The following is a 15,876-nucleotide window of genomic DNA, read 5'->3' as shown; positions in this document are numbered from 1 at the left end:
AATATGAGTAGGAGCGTTGCCGTAACCGGAATGGGTATTTTTTCTGCTATAGGAAAAAATCTGGAGGAAAATCACCGCTCGCTAATTCATGGAAAACACGGACTTTCACATCCTGAAATCCTGGAAACAGTTCATCAAAATTTACCTATTGGGGAGATTAAATCTACTAATAGTGATCTTGCTGATGCATTGAATTTGGATAAAAATCATGCGTTTACCCGTGCGGCATTATTAGGAACTATAGCTTTAAAAGAAGCGCTTCAAAATGCTAAAATAGAAGATTTTACAAATATTGGATTTGTAAACGGGAACAGTGTTGGTGGTATGGATATGACCGAGCGGTTTTATCGGGAATATGAAAGCAATCCGGCCAATCGAAGGTTTATACAGGCACAGCATCCGGGATTTACCACTGAACAGATCGCCGGTTATTTTGGGATTGATAATTATGTTACCACGATTAGCACGGCATGCTCATCTGCTGCAAATGCCGTTATGTTGGGTGCCAGGCTTATACAATCTGGTCGCCTGGATCAGGTTATTGTGGGGGGAACCGATTGTCTTTCAAGATTTACACTAAATGGTTTTAATTCCTTAATGATTTATTCGGAAGATTTTCCGAAACCTTTTGATAGCGAACGAAAAGGACTAAACCTGGGAGAAGCCGCAGCATATCTGGTATTGGAATCGGCAGACTTTGCTAAGAATAAAGAAGTTTTAGGCTATGTTTCCGGTTATGGAAATGCCAATGATGCTTTTCATCAAACCGCCTCTTCAGAAAATGGGGAAGGTGCTTATCTTGCCATGCAAAAAGCTCTGGAAACAGCCAACTTAAACCCGCACCATATCGATTATATCAATGCACATGGTACGGCTACACAAAATAACGATCTCTCAGAAAGCCGGGCTTTAATCCGTATTTTTAAAGAAATGCCGGCTTTTAGCAGTACAAAATCTTTTACCGGCCATACGCTGGCAGCAGCCGGTGCGATCGAGGCTGTGTTTAGTTTGCTGGCGATAAAACATCAGCAAATTTATCCCAATCTTAATTTTAACTCGGCTATTAGTGATACCAGATTACGACCGGTAACCGAGTTACAATCGACTAAAATTCAGCATGTGTTATCTAATTCTTTTGGTTTTGGCGGCAACTGTACATCTTTAATATTCAGTAAAGATGAGTAGAAAAATGTACATTAACGGAATGGCTAGCATCGCAGCCCAAACGGAAGAGGATCTGTTTACTGAAAACCTGCAATCGTTCAGCGAAAATATATTTCCGGCAACTTCAGTAAATTATAAAGAATATATTAAACCCATGATGCTTCGCCGAATGTCGAAGGCCATAAAAATGGGGCTGGTAACCGCTAAGCGAGCTTTAAATGAAGCAGGAGTAGATGTTCCCGACAGCATTATTGTAGGAACCGGAGAAGGCTGCAAACAGGATACCGAAAAGTTTTTGGAGAATATTTTAGATGAAAATGAAAGTTTTTTAACGCCAACAGCTTTTATCCAGAGTACGCACAACACCGTGGGCGGGCAAATTGCACTCGATTTAAAATGTACCGGTTATAATATGACGTATACGCAGAATAGCGCATCTTTCGAATCAGCCTTAATCGACGCGAAACTTCAATTTACGGAAGAGATGGGTACACGTTGTGTTTTGGTAGGTGGTGTAGATGAAATTGCAAGAATAAGTACCCCTTTTTATAATTTAGACGGACAGTTAAAAGCTGGCGAAATAAATACAGCTAAAATTCTACAATCTTCGTCGGAAGGGACCATAACTTCTGAAGGCGCTGCATTTTTTTTACTTTCAGAAATAAGAACACAGGATTCTTTTGCTGAAATTTCTGATTGTATGATTTACAGAAATATTTCAGAAGAAAAGCTTCAGGAAGAAATTAGCTGGTTTTTAAAGAAAAATGATTTGAAAATCGATGAGCTTGATGTAGTGATTTTAGGCAATAATGGGGATACAAGGTACGATCATTATTATCAACAACTTCAGGAAGATCTATTTAAAAATACGCTTCAGCTAGGCTATAAAAATTGGGTAGGTGATTATAATACCGTTACCGCTTATGCCTGCTGGCTTGGTGCTGAAATCCTAAAAAGAAAAGAAATTCCGCAGCAATTAAAATTGAATAATCTACCCTTAAAACAACCAACCTCGATTTTAGTTTATAATCAGTATCTTGGGAAAAATCATAGTCTAACCTTGCTCCGAAGTCTTTGAAATTCTGTATTATAAATTTCTTGATCTGGATCTTATTGATCGCTGTGGCGATGTATACCGGTATTAACGGCTTACCACTTTGGCCCATAGCGGTATTGGCAATCTTGTATCCTGTGTTTTTAATCACTATTTCTACCAATATTCGATGGAATGTGTTTGTAAAAGGATACCATCATCAAAAAAAACATCCGAAAAAAGAAGTGTGCTTAACTTTTGATGATGGTCCAACCCAAGTTACCCCGCACATCCTGGAACTACTGGATAAATATGATGCGAAAGCCTGCTTTTTTTGTATTGGTAAGCAAATGGAAAAGCATCCCGAAATTGTTCAGGAAATTATAAAAAGAGGTCATACCATAGGAAATCATACCTATTCACATACCCGAAAAATGGGGTTTATTTCTTCCAAGAGTATAGCGAGAGAAATTGATGCCTGTAATATTGTGGCAAACGATATCACCGGTTTAAACCTTCATTTTTTCAGACCGCCTTTTGGGATCATCAATCCAAAAACCAAACGGGCTATACAAAAAACAGGGCACCGGGTAATTGGTTGGAACCTTCGTACTTATGATGCGATTTTAAATAATGAAACCAAAATTGTACATCGCGTAAAGCGTAAACTACAACCGGGAGATGTAATTTTATTGCATGATAATAAGGAACAAACCGTAACTATCTTGGAACAATTGTTGATACACTTTGAATCGAATGAATATCAGGCAATACGGCCCGATCAATTATTTAAAATCCATGCGTATATTTAGTTTTATCCTGTTTTTCTGGAGTTTTGGAGTTTTTGCTCAGCAGCAAAATTTTACCAGTGTGAACTTAAAATCATCACCATCAAAGCTTACTGAAAAAATGGAATCGGCCAAAAGCCTTTATGGAGAGTTTGAGCAGACCAAAGTGATGAAAATGATGGATGCAGAAGCCTCTTCTCATGGCAAAATCTATTATAAGTCGCCTGATATCATAAAATGGCAGTATACCAAACCTTTCCCATACTCCTTACTTTTTAAAAATGATTTTTTGTATATCGATGATGATGGTCAAAAAAGCAGACAGGATATGAGTGCCAACAAACTCTTTGCGAAACTTGGTGATCTTATCACGGGAAGCCTTAACGGAAAACTATTACAGGACGATGCCAATTTTGATGTGGAATATCGTAAAAAAAAGAACGTGGTTGAAGCTGTAATTACGCCTAAAAATAAAAGTATGGCTGATATGTTCGAGAAAGTGATTATGAGTTTTTCTGAAGATCAAATGCTGCAATCTGTGAAACTTCAGGAAGATACCGGAGATTATACCTTAATCATATTTAAGAACTGGCATATCAACAAACCTATAAAAGCCGCTGTTTTTCAGCCATAAGGTGTTGATGTGGGGTTTAGACCTTAGCATTCCTTTCAAATTACACTTTTTATACCGAATTTCTTAGCAAGGTTTTTTGGAATCATTTAAAATAAGCTTCGATTCTTCGTATATCAAGTAATTCCTGACACTTTATTAAAGTATTTCAGTATTTTAGTCGGCATTAAATTCCCTTTATGCTGCTTAAAGATTTTTATACAGTCTTAGAATCTTCACAACAAGAAGATACATTTATTACTAAACTTTCCATTGAGAAAACACATCCCTTATACGCAGGACATTTTCCCGAACGGCCGGTTACTCCCGGTGTAATTTTAATGCAGCTTTTTAAGGAGGAAGCTGAACGGCGTACCGGTAAATCATTAGCATTACAACATGCGAATAATGTGAAATTTATGGCGGTGGTCGACCCCAATACCTGTGATCATCTGATATTGGAATCTCATATCACTGAGGAAGATGGAATCATAAAAGTGCGCGGAATTGCACGGCAGAATGAAGCTTTAGCCTTAAAATTCAGCGCCTTTTATAAGGCTGTTTAAGAGTTTAATAACCAGATAAGCAACCTAAGGATCAAGAAATAATTATTGGTTATAATTTTTTAATTTCTAATACATTGATTCTGATCATTACAGACGTTTTAGATCATTGCGTAAATTTTTCAAGAAAATTTGTATCGAAATGCTACCAATATGAAATTTAGGTATAACGTCTTTACAAAGATTTTACCCAGCCTCTTTAGTTTATGAAAGGAAATTAAGCTATAGAAGTACCGGAGCCTTTAATCTCGATTATTAATAAAACTCTTATGTTTAGGTAGTTTAAATTAATACTTTTGCAGCAAGCAAAAAAATGAATTTGAATACTTCCGGCGTCTATCAAAACCGATTTAAGGCTTTAAATTGCTGTGTTTTAGTTCCTACTTACAATAATGAACGCACCTTAGCTTCAGTAGTAGAGGGATTGATGGTTTATACCAACCAGATTATTGTTTTAAACGACGGAAGTACTGATAACACCAGAGAAATATTACAGCATTTTACCCAAATCGAAGTACGTAATTTTCAAAAGAACAGGGGTAAAGGTAAGGTGCTTAAAAAAGGATTTAAGATTGCCGAAGAGCTAGGTTACGACTATGCAATTACTATAGATTCTGACGGGCAGCATTACCCGGACGATCTTGATGTGTTTTTATCGGAATTAGAAAAAAGAAATCCTGGAGACAAAGAGATTCTTCTAATTGGAGATCGTAACATGGGAAGCGATGGGGTGCCCGGGGTAAGTGCTACCGGAAATGATTTCTCCAGTTACTGGTACCTGGTGGTTACCGGTTTTCAGCTTCACGATACCCAAAGTGGTTACCGCCTATATCCTGTAAAGGTGATGAATTCCATTACTTTTTATACCTGGAAATTTGAGTTTGAAATCGAAACTATCGTAAAAGCCACCTGGCGAAAAATCGATGTGAAAAATGTACCGATAAAAGTACTTTACGATCAGAAAAACCGTGTAAGTCATTTCCGGCCTTTCTGGGATATCGTAAGGATCGTTTTGCTCTATATGTGGTTTGTGCTGGTGAGTTTTTTCTGGATCCATCCCCGAAATAAATACCGTGATTTTAAACAAAAAGGCTTTAAAAAATTCTGGAAAGAAGATATTGTAAAAAGTAATGAAAGTCCGGCAAAAAAAGCAACAGCCATAGCTTTGGGCATTTTTGTGGGCTTATCACCATTTTGGGGCGTACATACTTTTTTGGTTTTTGTATTAGCCGCATTTTTAAAAGTAAATAAGGTTACCGCCTTCTTATTCTCCAATATAAGTATACCGCCTTTTATTCCGATTATTGTTTATGTAAGTTTTCAAACAGGCTCATTGGTTACGGGAAAAGGTTGGGACTGGAGCTTAAAACTGCAGCACATTAGCTCTACCACCGATGTTTTTCTAGGCCTTGGGCAATATGTTTTAGGAAGTTTAGTATTGGCAATTACTGCTTCAATACTGGTTTGGATTGTGTTTTATTTGTTATTTTCGGTTTTAAATCAAAAGCAGATCATAAAATCTTAAATGCATCAGTTTTTTCTAAAATCCTATCGTTTTTTTCAGCAAAATAAATTGCCGGGAATTTTACTACTACTGGCTTTTGTGGCGGGAGTGGGATTTCTGGCTTCAAAAGTAGCATTAGAAGAAGATGTGACCGGTTTGATTCCAGCAGGGAAAGACCAGGATGTTTTAAAACGTATATTAAATGAAACCGAATTTTCGGATAAAATAATCGTTACTATATCTTCAGAAGAAGAACAACCACAGGATTTAACAGCCTATGCGGAAAGATTTATAGATTCGGTACACACCAAATTACCCGGTTTTATTGAAAATATACAGGGAAAAGTTCCTGATGAAGGCGTTCGTGAAATTTATAATTTTGTCTATCAGAATTTACCTTTCTTTCTAAATGAAAAGGATTATAGGGAGATTAAAGAAAAGCTATCAGATACTGCAATTGCCAAGCAGATAAAAGAAGATTATCGTAGCATTATTTCCCCAACCGGGATTGTTACCAAAAATTTTATATTTCAGGATCCTTTGAGCTTAGGACCTATTGGACTGGAAAAATTACGTGAACTTCAAATAGGAGATAATTATCTGTTGTATAATAATTACTTACTTACAAAGGATAAAAAGCACCTTTTATTGTTTATAACGCCAACCTTACCGGCTTCAGAAACCAATAAGAACAATGAATTTATATCCGAATTAAAAGAAATTCAGCAGCAGTTAAATTTAGAATTCAAGAATGTAAAAGGTGATTTTTTTGGCGGGGTGTTGTATTCCCTTGCTAATGCTAATCAGATTAAAAAAGACGTACAAATCACCATAAGTATCGCTATCTCGATATTGTTGATTTTACTCATCTTTTTTTACCGCAAAATTTATGTGCCATTAATTCTTTTTATTCCGGGAATTATCGCTGCGCTCACCGCAATAGCGATTTTATATATTTTTAAAGGCAGTATCTCGGCGATTTCCATAGGGATTGGTTCGATCTTACTGGGAATAACACTGGATTACGGACTTCATATTTTAACACATTATCGAAATAATCGCGATGTTTCACAGCTTTACCGGGAAGTAACCACTCCCGTTTTAATGAGTAGTCTTACAACCGCTACCGCCTTTCTCTGTCTTCTTTTCGTAAACAGCGATGCGCTTAATGATCTTGGGATGTTTGCGGCAATAAGCGTGATCATTGCCGCTTTTTTGGCCTTACTTTTAATTCCTTTACTCTACGGAAAACGCATTACCGAAACACCTAAAAATACCTTTTTAGATAAACTGGCTGCAATACAGTTTTTTAGAATTAAACCTTTATTTTTTAGTGTCGTGTTATTGTTTGTGCTGGGATTGTTTTTTTTCACCAAAGTGAAGTTTAATAATGATCTGAGTAAAATTAACTTTCAGCCTGAAACCATTAAAAAAGCTGAACAAAAAATACAGAATATTGCGAATAGTAATGGTAAAACTTTGTATTTGGTAAGCTACGGGAATACGATCGATGAAGCCTTACAGGAAAATTCTAAAGTTTACCAAAGGCTTAAAAATTTTAATACAGAGCACCGGTTAAATAGCTATAGTAGTATTGGCGGGGTAGTCTTATCCACGCAAACTCAAAATAAAAAAATACAGGAGTGGAAGGATTTTTGGGATTCCAGGGATACTTCAGCGCTTAAAAATAAAATCCTGTCAGAGTCTGCTAAATATGGCTTTAAACCGGCAAGTTTTAAGGATTTTTATCACTTATTAAATAAAGATTTTAAAAACCTGCAATTAAATGATTATCAGAAAACTACCAATCTTTATTTAAACGATTTTATTTCGATTAGTGAAGATTTTGCCACGGTAACTACAACGGTAAATTTGGGAGATGTGCCTTCTCAGGAATTTACTGCACAATTTGATCATCTGGATCATATGTTGATTATCGACCGGGAGCGGATCAATGAAGGATTTTTAGGGAATTTGAAGAACGACTTTAATCAATTGATCGGGTTTTCGATTTTGGCGGTTTTTATGATCCTTTTAATTGCTTACCAAAATCTTGAAATTAGTCTTTTAACACTATTCCCCATCGGGATTACCTGGATTATTGCCCTTGGGATTATGGGCGCTTTTGGAATAGAATTTAATATTTTAAATATTATCATTTCTACTTTTGTTTTTGGTCTGGGGCTTGATTACAGTATCTTTATTACCAATGCCTGTTTAAAGGAATATCAAACCGGTAAGAGTGAGCTTACAACCTATCAAACCTCTATTTTAATCTCGGTAATTACCACATTGCTGGGGATTGGAGCTTTGATTTTTGCCAAACACCCTGCTTTACGGTCGGTTTCCAGCGTTTCGATTATCGGTGTTCTTTCAGCTGTTTTAGTAGCTTTCGTGATCCAGGTATGGTTGTTTAATATTCTTTTTATTAATCGGCGTAAGAAAGGTTTGCCGCCATTTCGGTTTAGCAAGATTCGAAGTTTCATCCGTAGTAAAATTTATTATAAGCAGGATCTGTATTATCAGGATGCCGTACTGGATAATTATCGGTATAAACCTGTTTATACCCAGGCGAAAGCTGAATTTACCGAAAAAAAAGAATCCTATTTAAGAGTGTCTAATTTTATAGAAAAAGGGGAGTGCGTTTTCTTTTTCTATTCAGGGATTGGTGTTTTTCCTATTTATCTAAGTTATATAAATCCAAATTCTAAGGTAACGGGTTACGAAATCTCAGAAGAAGCGATAACAATTGCCAGAAATTGTTTTAGAAGCACGCATGAGTTTTTAAAATTTACCACTGCCATTGCAGAGGCCAAAACCTGTTCGACTTTTATTATTCCGGATCATGAATTAATAGATCTTGAAGAAATGAAGAAAATTATTAATCAATTTGGGAAAAAAGTAATTGTGCTACATCACGATCTGAATACCCAGTGGTTATTAGATGCGAATTTTGAAATCACCTATAGACAAAGCGGAATTTTAGTGTTTGAGCGTGAATAAAATGAAGAAGTTTTTTACATTATTTGGTGTGCTTTTGCTTTTTTCCTGCGGAATCAAAAAATCCTATCAGGATCAGCCGGATATTTCCGGGATTTCAGCGGTCGATACGATTAGAACCAAAATTAGCGATACTCATTATACATTAGGAAAAAACAATCTTTTCCAGAATAAATATGGTGTTTGGGAACTGTATATTGAAGGAGATGCTTTAGAATTAGGACTCGCTAATGGAGCATTAACGCAAGATCTTATCCATCATCAGGAAAATGCGTTTATGGGAAAAATCAATGAAATGATTCCTTCTGAAGGCTATCGCAATTTCCTTAAAAAGCTTGTTTCCTGGTTTAACCGTAAAATGTATTTATATGTTCCAGAAGCATATAAACAGGAAATTTATGGCGTATCGAGATTCGGACTTAAAAAATACGATGAATTCGCACCGGCTTATCTTCGTATGTTGTACTTCCACGGGGCGCACGATATTGGTCATGCCTTACAGGATTTAATGTTGGTAGGTTGTACCAGTTTTGCCGCCTGGGATGAAAAAACAAGCGATGGAAAATTGCTTTTGGGACGTAATTTTGACTTTTATGCCGGAGAAGAATTTTCGAATCAGAAAATGGTCGCCTTTGTAAATCCGGATGATGGTCATAAATTCATGATGTATACCTGGGGAGGAATGATAGGTGCGGTAAGCGGAATGAATGCTGAAGGTATCACGGTCACCATAAACGCCGGAAAGTCCAAAATACCTATGCTGGCAAAAGATCCCATTACACTGGTATCCAGAGAAATTATTCAACATGCGTCTAATTTGGAAGAAGCAATTGCAATCGCTAAAAAGCGAGAAGTTTTTGTTTCAGAGTCCATTATGGTAGGTAGTGCCAAAGATCATAAAGCAATTTTAATAGAAGTGAGTCCTAAAAACTTTGGGATTTATGAAGTCGAAAATTCTAATCAGTTAATTTGTAGCAATCATTTTCAGAGTTCCGCTTATCAGGAGGATAAAAGAAATAAGAAAACCATTAAAGAGAGTCATTCGCAATATCGCTTTGAGCGTATGATGCAATTAGTTAATGAAACTGATCAATTAACACCCCAAAAAGCAGTTGAGATCCTTCGGAATAGAAAAGGGGTGGATGATAAAAAAATTGGTTACGGCAACGAAAAAGCAATTAATCAATTACTGGCGCACCATGGGATTGTTTTTAAACCTGAAGAGAAAAAGGTCTGGCTTTCTGCAAATCCGTATCAAATGGGTGCCTTTATTTCTTACGACCTGGATCATGTTTTTACGGAATTTGAAAAAGGAAACGTTTCCGGAAGTGTAATGAATGCAGAAGAAGTAATTCCGGCATCTGACTTTTTACAGACTAGAAATTATAAAAATTACGAAGCATATCGAAAATTAAGGGAGCAATTTATTCAGGATTTAGAAGATGAAAACCCAATCGATACCAAAGATGCTGAAGCCTTAAAGCACTTAAACCCTTATTTTTGGCAGGCTTATTATTTAAGCGGGCAATACTATTACCGTGAAGGGAATTATAAGCAGGCGATTATCGATTTTAAGCAGGCCTTAGTTAGAGAGGTGACCACCCTCCAGGATAAAGAGCATCTTGAAAAATTACTGAAAAAATCTTACAGGAAACTTTAAATGAAAGACTTTCTTTCTCCAGAATTATCGAATCAACAGCAATGGCAACTGGTAAAACAGCATTTAGAATATGCTTCTAGAAAATCGCTATTTTATCAAAGGCTTTTTAAAGCAAATGATATCCAGGTTAGCACGATAAAAACTGAAGCCGATTTTCGTCGAATTCCGATCACTACCAAAGAACATCTACAACAGCAAAATTTAGATTTTTTAGCGGTAGATTATACTGAAATAATTGATCATGTAACAACTTCTGGTACATTGGGAAATCCTGTAAATTTCATGCTGAACGAAGCCGATTTACAACGATTAACCTATAATGAGTATGAGTCTTTTATGATTGCCGGAGTGACTAAAAATGATGTGGTACAAATCACGACCACTTTAGATCGCCGGTTTATGGCCGGAATGGCCTATTATTTAGGCCTGCGGAAACTAGGTGCCGGAATAGTGAGAACAGGAAGTGGATTACCGGGGTTACAATGGGACAGTATTCAACGTTTTAAGCCTAAATATTTGGTAGCGGTGCCTTCCTTTTTGCTAAAACTTATCGATTTTGCCCAGCAAAATGCTATTGATTATCGAAGTTCATCAGTCAAAGGCGTGATTTGTATAGGCGAATCCTTACTAAATGAAAAACTGGAAGATTCGGCTTTACGAAAAAGAATTAAGGATTTGTGGGATGTGGAGCTGTTTTCAACGTATGCTTCCACCGAAATGGCTACAGCTTTTACTGAATGTGAATTACATAAAGGGAATCATATTTTGCCCAACCTTATCTATACTGAAATTCTCGATGAAAACGGGAATCCTGTTGAAAATGGTGAAGCAGGGGAGTTGGTGGTGACCCCGTTACAGGTAGAAAGTATGCCTTTAATTAGATATGCGACGGGAGATATGGTGATGAGAATTGAAGAGAATTGCATCTGCGGACGAACTTCTGGTAGAATTGGATCCGTCCTTGGGCGTAAAAAGCAAATGTTGAAGATTAAGGGAACTTCGCTTTATCCTCAACATATTCAGGAAGCGATGAATACTCTGGGAATTTCAGATTATATTATCGAAGCTAAAAATGATGAATTTGGCAATGATTTAGTGATCTTGAAAATTTCAGAGGAAGTTAAATTAAGTCCTTTGGAAATTCAATTAAAATTACGAGACCAATTACAAATTAAGCTTGAGATTCAGCAATTATCGGCTTCAGTAGTATTTCAGAAAAAATTTCCAAAAGAAAGCCGAAAGCCAGTTATTTTTCACGACTTAAGATCAATTTAGAACTGATATCCTATCCCTACATGTGCTCCAAACTGACTTAAATTGTAGGTTTTAAGTTAGATCAAAAAGAAAGAAAAAGGTTGCGTTCAATTTTTTACTTCTTATTTATACTTTCTCACAAACCAGTACAATCTTTTCTTCTTTAAGGTTTGTAGTGAAAAACAAATAATCAATTCCGCCATCCCTGATCTTATATTTCTTTCGAATACTTTCTACATCTAGAGGGAAATTACGGGTGCTGATATTCGCTTTTTTCGACTTAAATCTTTTCTTTAAATCTTTAGATCCAAAAGCTAGTATATCAGTAATTTTAAATTTTCTCCCTGGAAAACTCATGTTTTCTTCTGAAGTAAAAAGATGTGAGTTTTGATGAAGTTTTTTTAGTTGAAATTCCATAGCAAGCTTACCAAATAACTGACTTTTCATTATGGCAGCGTTGGGTTCATAGAGATAAGCCTCAGGAGGACCAATATTCGCACGTTCACTTTCATCAAACGAAGTAGTAAACGTCTGCTCTTCTTTTTTTGTGAAGTTTTTAGTGATAATTTTTAAAGCTGAAGTGTTGCCTTTCTTTAAAAGCCAAAGCAATTCTTTAACTTCATTTTCTATCGCCACGATATGAATTTCAGCTACAAAATCGAGATCAGAAATACCTAATTTTAGATCGAGTAAAGGCGAAGTTTTTATTAAAATATGCTCTGATTTCTCAAAAAGTAGTGGAAGGTTTTGAGTAACATCCGGGGTACAATCAGTCAGGCGAAAAACTTTACCACCATAATCGTCCCTTCTGGCGGGATCCAGGTAAATCCAGTCCAATTCAATTTCAGTAGATTTTAAAAACTCTAAACCATCATCACTATTTACGTTGATATTGTTCGCTTCTAAAGCTTTAAAATTATGTCTTGCGATTGCAGCCAGGTCTTTATTTAATTCGTTATAGAAGACTTCTCCTGTCTTTTTTGAAAAAAAATAGCTATCGATACCAAAACCACCGGTTAGGTCGGCTAAACGTTTGCCAGAAACCAGGGAAGCTTTGTATTCCGCAGTTATTTGAGAGGAGGTTTGTTCCAGGTTTAATTTTGGTGGATATAAAATATGTTCGTTATTGAACCAAACAGGGAACTTTCTTTCGGCGGTTTTTCTTCCTGCCAGTTGTGTGGCCAATTCCGCAGAAGATATGTTTTCAAAAGGACTTCCTTTTAGCACCAATGCGGAAACATCTGCCCTTAAATTTTCAGTAACAAACTGTTGAACTTCTGGAGTTAAAAGTTCGATATTCATAATACCGGAATTATAAATCTCTGGTTAGTCTTTTCACGATTTTATAATCGCTTAACGATTCTTTTGCTATTACTTTTATCGCGGTATATACCGGTACGGCAACGACCATTCCCACAATTCCAAAAACCAGTCCGGCAATTAAAATAATTAGGAAAATTTCTAACGGATGTGACTTCACACTGGCACCAAAAATCATAGGTTGAGAAATAAGGTTGTCGATTACCTGGCAAATCGCATACCCTAATATGACATAGATTAGCTTTGGAAGAATAATAGCCTGGAAATCGGCTCCCAGATTACTGGAAATCACAAACAATGCCATTAAAATTCCGGCGAAAACAGGCCCTAAATAGGGAACAAGATTTAAAAAGGCACAAATAAATGCGATGGCTACCGGATTATTTACTTCAAACAAGGTCAGCAAAATCATATATAAAATAAACAATACCGTAATCTGCATGGTTAATCCCACAAAGTATCTGGAAAGCAGGATCTTAATTTTGTTAAATACACGCACAAATTTTTGCTCTTTTCCACGGTTGGCAAAAACCAGAATACTGTTTAGCATTAATTTACTGTCCTTTAATAGAAAAAAGGAGATAAAAATTACTGAAAACAAAGCAACAATGGTAGCCCCTAAAATTCCGAATACATTATTTAAAAACTTTGGAATAAGGCTCACATCCAGACTACGAATAAACTGACTTTCTTTTAAGCTTTCTATAATATTGATTTCTTCTACTCCTAGGTAATCATTAATCTGCCCGTTTAGGTCATTAAGATCACTTTTAAAAGCTTCGATATCAATACGCCCCAAATATTGGCTCTGTTCAATGACAATGGGAACAAATACCAAAATAATGCCTACAAAAATTGCCAAAACCAGTAATAAAACGATAATTACCGCTATCTGGTTAGGTATTTTGAGACGTTGGCGTAGAAAGATAACTACCGGTCGCCCGATTAGCGAGATAATTGCAGCAACTGCAATATAAACAATAACCGACTGGATTTCGTAAAGGAAAAACAGCATTAGCATGATTCCCAGTGCGATACCTGCGGCTCTTAAAATTCCGTAAGAAAGTTCTTTAGCATTCACAGGCTAAATATAGGATTTTCTTAATTAAGGAATCAAGCATTTTGTGATTTCATAAAGAGAAATTCCTATAGCCTGGGCAACATTCATGCTGCTATTATTCCCAAACATAGGAATATGCACAATGCTGTCGCATAGCCTTAACAAGTCTTCTGAAATTCCAAAATTTTCATGACCGGCAATAAGTACTACCTTTTCTGAGGGTTTTAATTCTAACTGCTGAATTGGCACACTATTTTGGGTAATTTCGAGTGCAATGATGCTATAAGCTTCGGCTTTTTTACCCTTGATAATTGCGGTAGGATTTTCCGAAAACTGAAATTTCACATATTCGTGCGTACTTCTGGAAGTCTTTTTTAACCGATTGCTATTTAAATTGGGCTCGGTACCACAGAAAATAATTTCTTCAACATGAAAAGCATCACTTAACCTAAAGATACTGCCTATGTTCGCTTCTCCTGAAATGTGGTCCAGTACCAGGGTTACCGGAAACTTTTTATTACTGAATTTATTTTGGGAATGAGTAAGCTGCATTTTAGTTTTCAAAGGCATATTTTATAATATTAGCACCCATTTGTAATGCTTTTAGGCGGACTTCTTCGGGGTCATGATGTACTTCCTCATTTTCCCAGCCATCCCCAAGATCACTTTCAAATGTAAAAAGCAACACTAATCTACCATTGTCAAAAATACCAAACGCCTGGGGTCGTTTCCCGTCGTGCTCATGTATTTTGGGTAAGCCCTTACTAAATTCGAATTGGGAATGGAAGATGGGATGTGAAGCGGGCAGTTCCTGTAATTCTTTTTCAGGAAAAACTGTTTTAAGGGCTGTAGTCAAATATTGCCGCATCCCATAATTATCATCGATATGCAAAAATCCACCGCCTAAAAGGTAATTTCTAAGGTTTTCCGCTTCACTTTCAGAAAATACAACATTACCATGCCCCGTCATATGAACAAAAGGATACATAAAAATTTCGGGACCGCCGGGAGTTACCGTGACCGGTTTTTGATCCAGGCTGGTAGCGATATGTGTATTACAAAAATCGATAAGATTGGGCAGAGCGGTAGGATTAGCATACCAATCGCCACCACCATTATATTTTAAAAGTGCAATCTTTTGGGCATTCATCCCATGAATTCCAAAGATAAAAATGAAGATAAAAATGCACTTTTTTAGCATAAGTTTATTTAGTTTCGTTTAGTAAGTTTATTGTGTGACAGGCTACAATGGCTGCTGTTTCGGTACGCAAACGGCTGCTGCCAAGGCTTACGGGCGAAAATTTATTGGTTAGTGCCAGCCTAATTTCTTCAGGAGAAAAGTCTCCTTCCGGTCCGATTAAAATTAAGGTATCGGCTGCTGCTGTGGCTGCGTGTTGTAGTAAGACTCTTGGCTGATCGTCTTCGCAGTGAGCGATAAATTTTTCAGCTTTAAACTGTTTTTCTATAAAGGCTGTAAAATCGACAGGTTCGTTTAATTTAGGCATCCTAAAATGTAGGGATTGCTTCATTGCACTTTGTAAAACACGCTCGTAGCGGTCCAGTTTTACCACCTTACGTTCAGAATGCTCGCAGATAACCGGCGTAATTTCGTCTACACCAATTTCAGTAGCTTTTTCTAAAAACCATTCGTACCGGTCGTTCATTTTAGTTGGGGCGACGGCCAGATGAAGCCAGTAGTTTGGTTTTGCCTGTTTTTCGGTATCAATAATTTTAGCAACGCATTGCTTTATATCTGCATTAATGATCTGTGCTGTAAAAAGTAGACCTTTACCATTAGTGACTTTTAATAAAGCTCCCTCGCTACGTCGTAATACTTTTATGATATGCTTACTTTCTTCTCTGCTAAAAACAATTTGCTGAGCAGATTCCTCGATATCTGGCTGAAAAAATAGTTGCATG

General features: G+C 36.6%; 14 protein-coding genes. 9 read left to right on the top strand and 5 right to left on the bottom strand.

The genetic code is table 11. The annotated features are described in order from the left end of the window. Window positions 1–3: 3 nt before the first annotated feature. The 9 genes from AC13DP_RS05585 to flxY all read left to right on the top strand — a co-directional run bounded on the left by AC13DP_RS05585 (window position 4) and on the right by flxY (window position 11,597). Complete coding sequence (locus AC13DP_RS05585; protein ID WP_228251425.1) at window positions 4–1,185, top strand: beta-ketoacyl-[acyl-carrier-protein] synthase family protein; 1,182 nt, start codon at window positions 4–6, stop codon at window positions 1,183–1,185. Beyond that, window positions 1,178–2,242: a beta-ketoacyl synthase N-terminal-like domain-containing protein gene (locus AC13DP_RS05580; protein WP_228251426.1), complete on the top strand. Its 1,065-nt coding sequence runs from the start codon at window positions 1,178–1,180 to the stop codon at window positions 2,240–2,242. The genes AC13DP_RS05585 and AC13DP_RS05580 overlap by 8 nt, the downstream gene beginning before the upstream one ends. A gap of 20 nt (window positions 2,243–2,262) precedes the next feature. Further along, complete coding sequence (locus tag AC13DP_RS05575) at window positions 2,263–3,009, top strand: polysaccharide deacetylase family protein (protein WP_228251427.1); 747 nt, start codon at window positions 2,263–2,265, stop codon at window positions 3,007–3,009. Further along, on the top strand, window positions 2,996–3,619 hold the full coding sequence (gene lolA2 / locus AC13DP_RS05570; RefSeq protein ID WP_228251428.1) for a flexirubin biosynthesis/transport protein LolA2: 624 nt from the start codon (window positions 2,996–2,998) through the stop codon (window positions 3,617–3,619). The genes AC13DP_RS05575 and lolA2 overlap by 14 nt, the downstream gene beginning before the upstream one ends. Before the next feature lie 176 nt (window positions 3,620–3,795). After that, entirely contained in the window at window positions 3,796–4,161 is a 366-nt protein-coding gene (locus AC13DP_RS05565) for an ApeI family dehydratase (protein WP_228251429.1), read from the top strand. Between the two features lie 310 nt (window positions 4,162–4,471). Next, window positions 4,472–5,683, top strand: a complete 1,212-nt coding sequence (locus AC13DP_RS05560) for a DUF2062 domain-containing protein (RefSeq protein WP_228251430.1) — start codon at window positions 4,472–4,474, stop codon at window positions 5,681–5,683. Beyond that, window positions 5,684–8,665, top strand: a complete 2,982-nt coding sequence (locus tag AC13DP_RS05555) for an MMPL family transporter (RefSeq protein ID WP_483067416.1) — start codon at window positions 5,684–5,686, stop codon at window positions 8,663–8,665. Between the two features lies 1 nt (window position 8,666). Beyond that, window positions 8,667–10,322 carry a C45 family autoproteolytic acyltransferase/hydrolase gene (locus AC13DP_RS05550; protein ID WP_347407684.1) on the top strand — a complete coding sequence of 552 codons (1,656 nt, stop codon included), beginning with the start codon at window positions 8,667–8,669 and terminating at the stop codon, window positions 10,320–10,322. Beyond that, entirely contained in the window at window positions 10,323–11,597 is a 1,275-nt protein-coding gene (gene flxY, locus AC13DP_RS05545; protein WP_347407685.1) for a flexirubin biosynthesis putative acyl-CoA ligase FlxY, read from the top strand. A 105-nt stretch (window positions 11,598–11,702) separates the two neighbouring features. On the opposite strand, the gene AC13DP_RS05540 is transcribed toward flxY, so the two are convergent. From AC13DP_RS05540 to AC13DP_RS05520, 5 genes are read right to left on the bottom strand one after another with little or no spacing between them, the layout of a single operon-like run. Continuing rightward, window positions 11,703–12,878, bottom strand: a complete 1,176-nt coding sequence (locus AC13DP_RS05540) for a THUMP-like domain-containing protein (protein WP_483067415.1) — start codon at window positions 12,876–12,878, stop codon at window positions 11,703–11,705. Window positions 12,879–12,888: 10 nt separating this feature from the next. Further along, window positions 12,889–13,977, bottom strand: a complete 1,089-nt coding sequence (locus AC13DP_RS05535; protein WP_347407688.1) for an AI-2E family transporter — start codon at window positions 13,975–13,977, stop codon at window positions 12,889–12,891. 24 nt (window positions 13,978–14,001) lie between these two features. After that, entirely contained in the window at window positions 14,002–14,520 is a 519-nt protein-coding gene (locus AC13DP_RS05530; protein WP_233421300.1) for a TrmH family RNA methyltransferase, read from the bottom strand. Next, window positions 14,510–15,157 carry a DUF4159 domain-containing protein gene (locus AC13DP_RS05525; protein ID WP_347407689.1) on the bottom strand — a complete coding sequence of 216 codons (648 nt, stop codon included), beginning with the start codon at window positions 15,155–15,157 and terminating at the stop codon, window positions 14,510–14,512. The genes AC13DP_RS05530 and AC13DP_RS05525 overlap by 11 nt, the downstream gene beginning before the upstream one ends. 4 nt (window positions 15,158–15,161) lie before the next feature. Next, window positions 15,162–15,875: a 16S rRNA (uracil(1498)-N(3))-methyltransferase gene (locus AC13DP_RS05520; protein WP_228251436.1), complete on the bottom strand. Its 714-nt coding sequence runs from the start codon at window positions 15,873–15,875 to the stop codon at window positions 15,162–15,164. Window position 15,876 lies beyond the last annotated feature (1 nt).

This window comes from Zunongwangia sp. L-65 (assembly GCF_056859415.1).
This window is presented reverse-complemented; position numbering and strand designations above follow the sequence as displayed.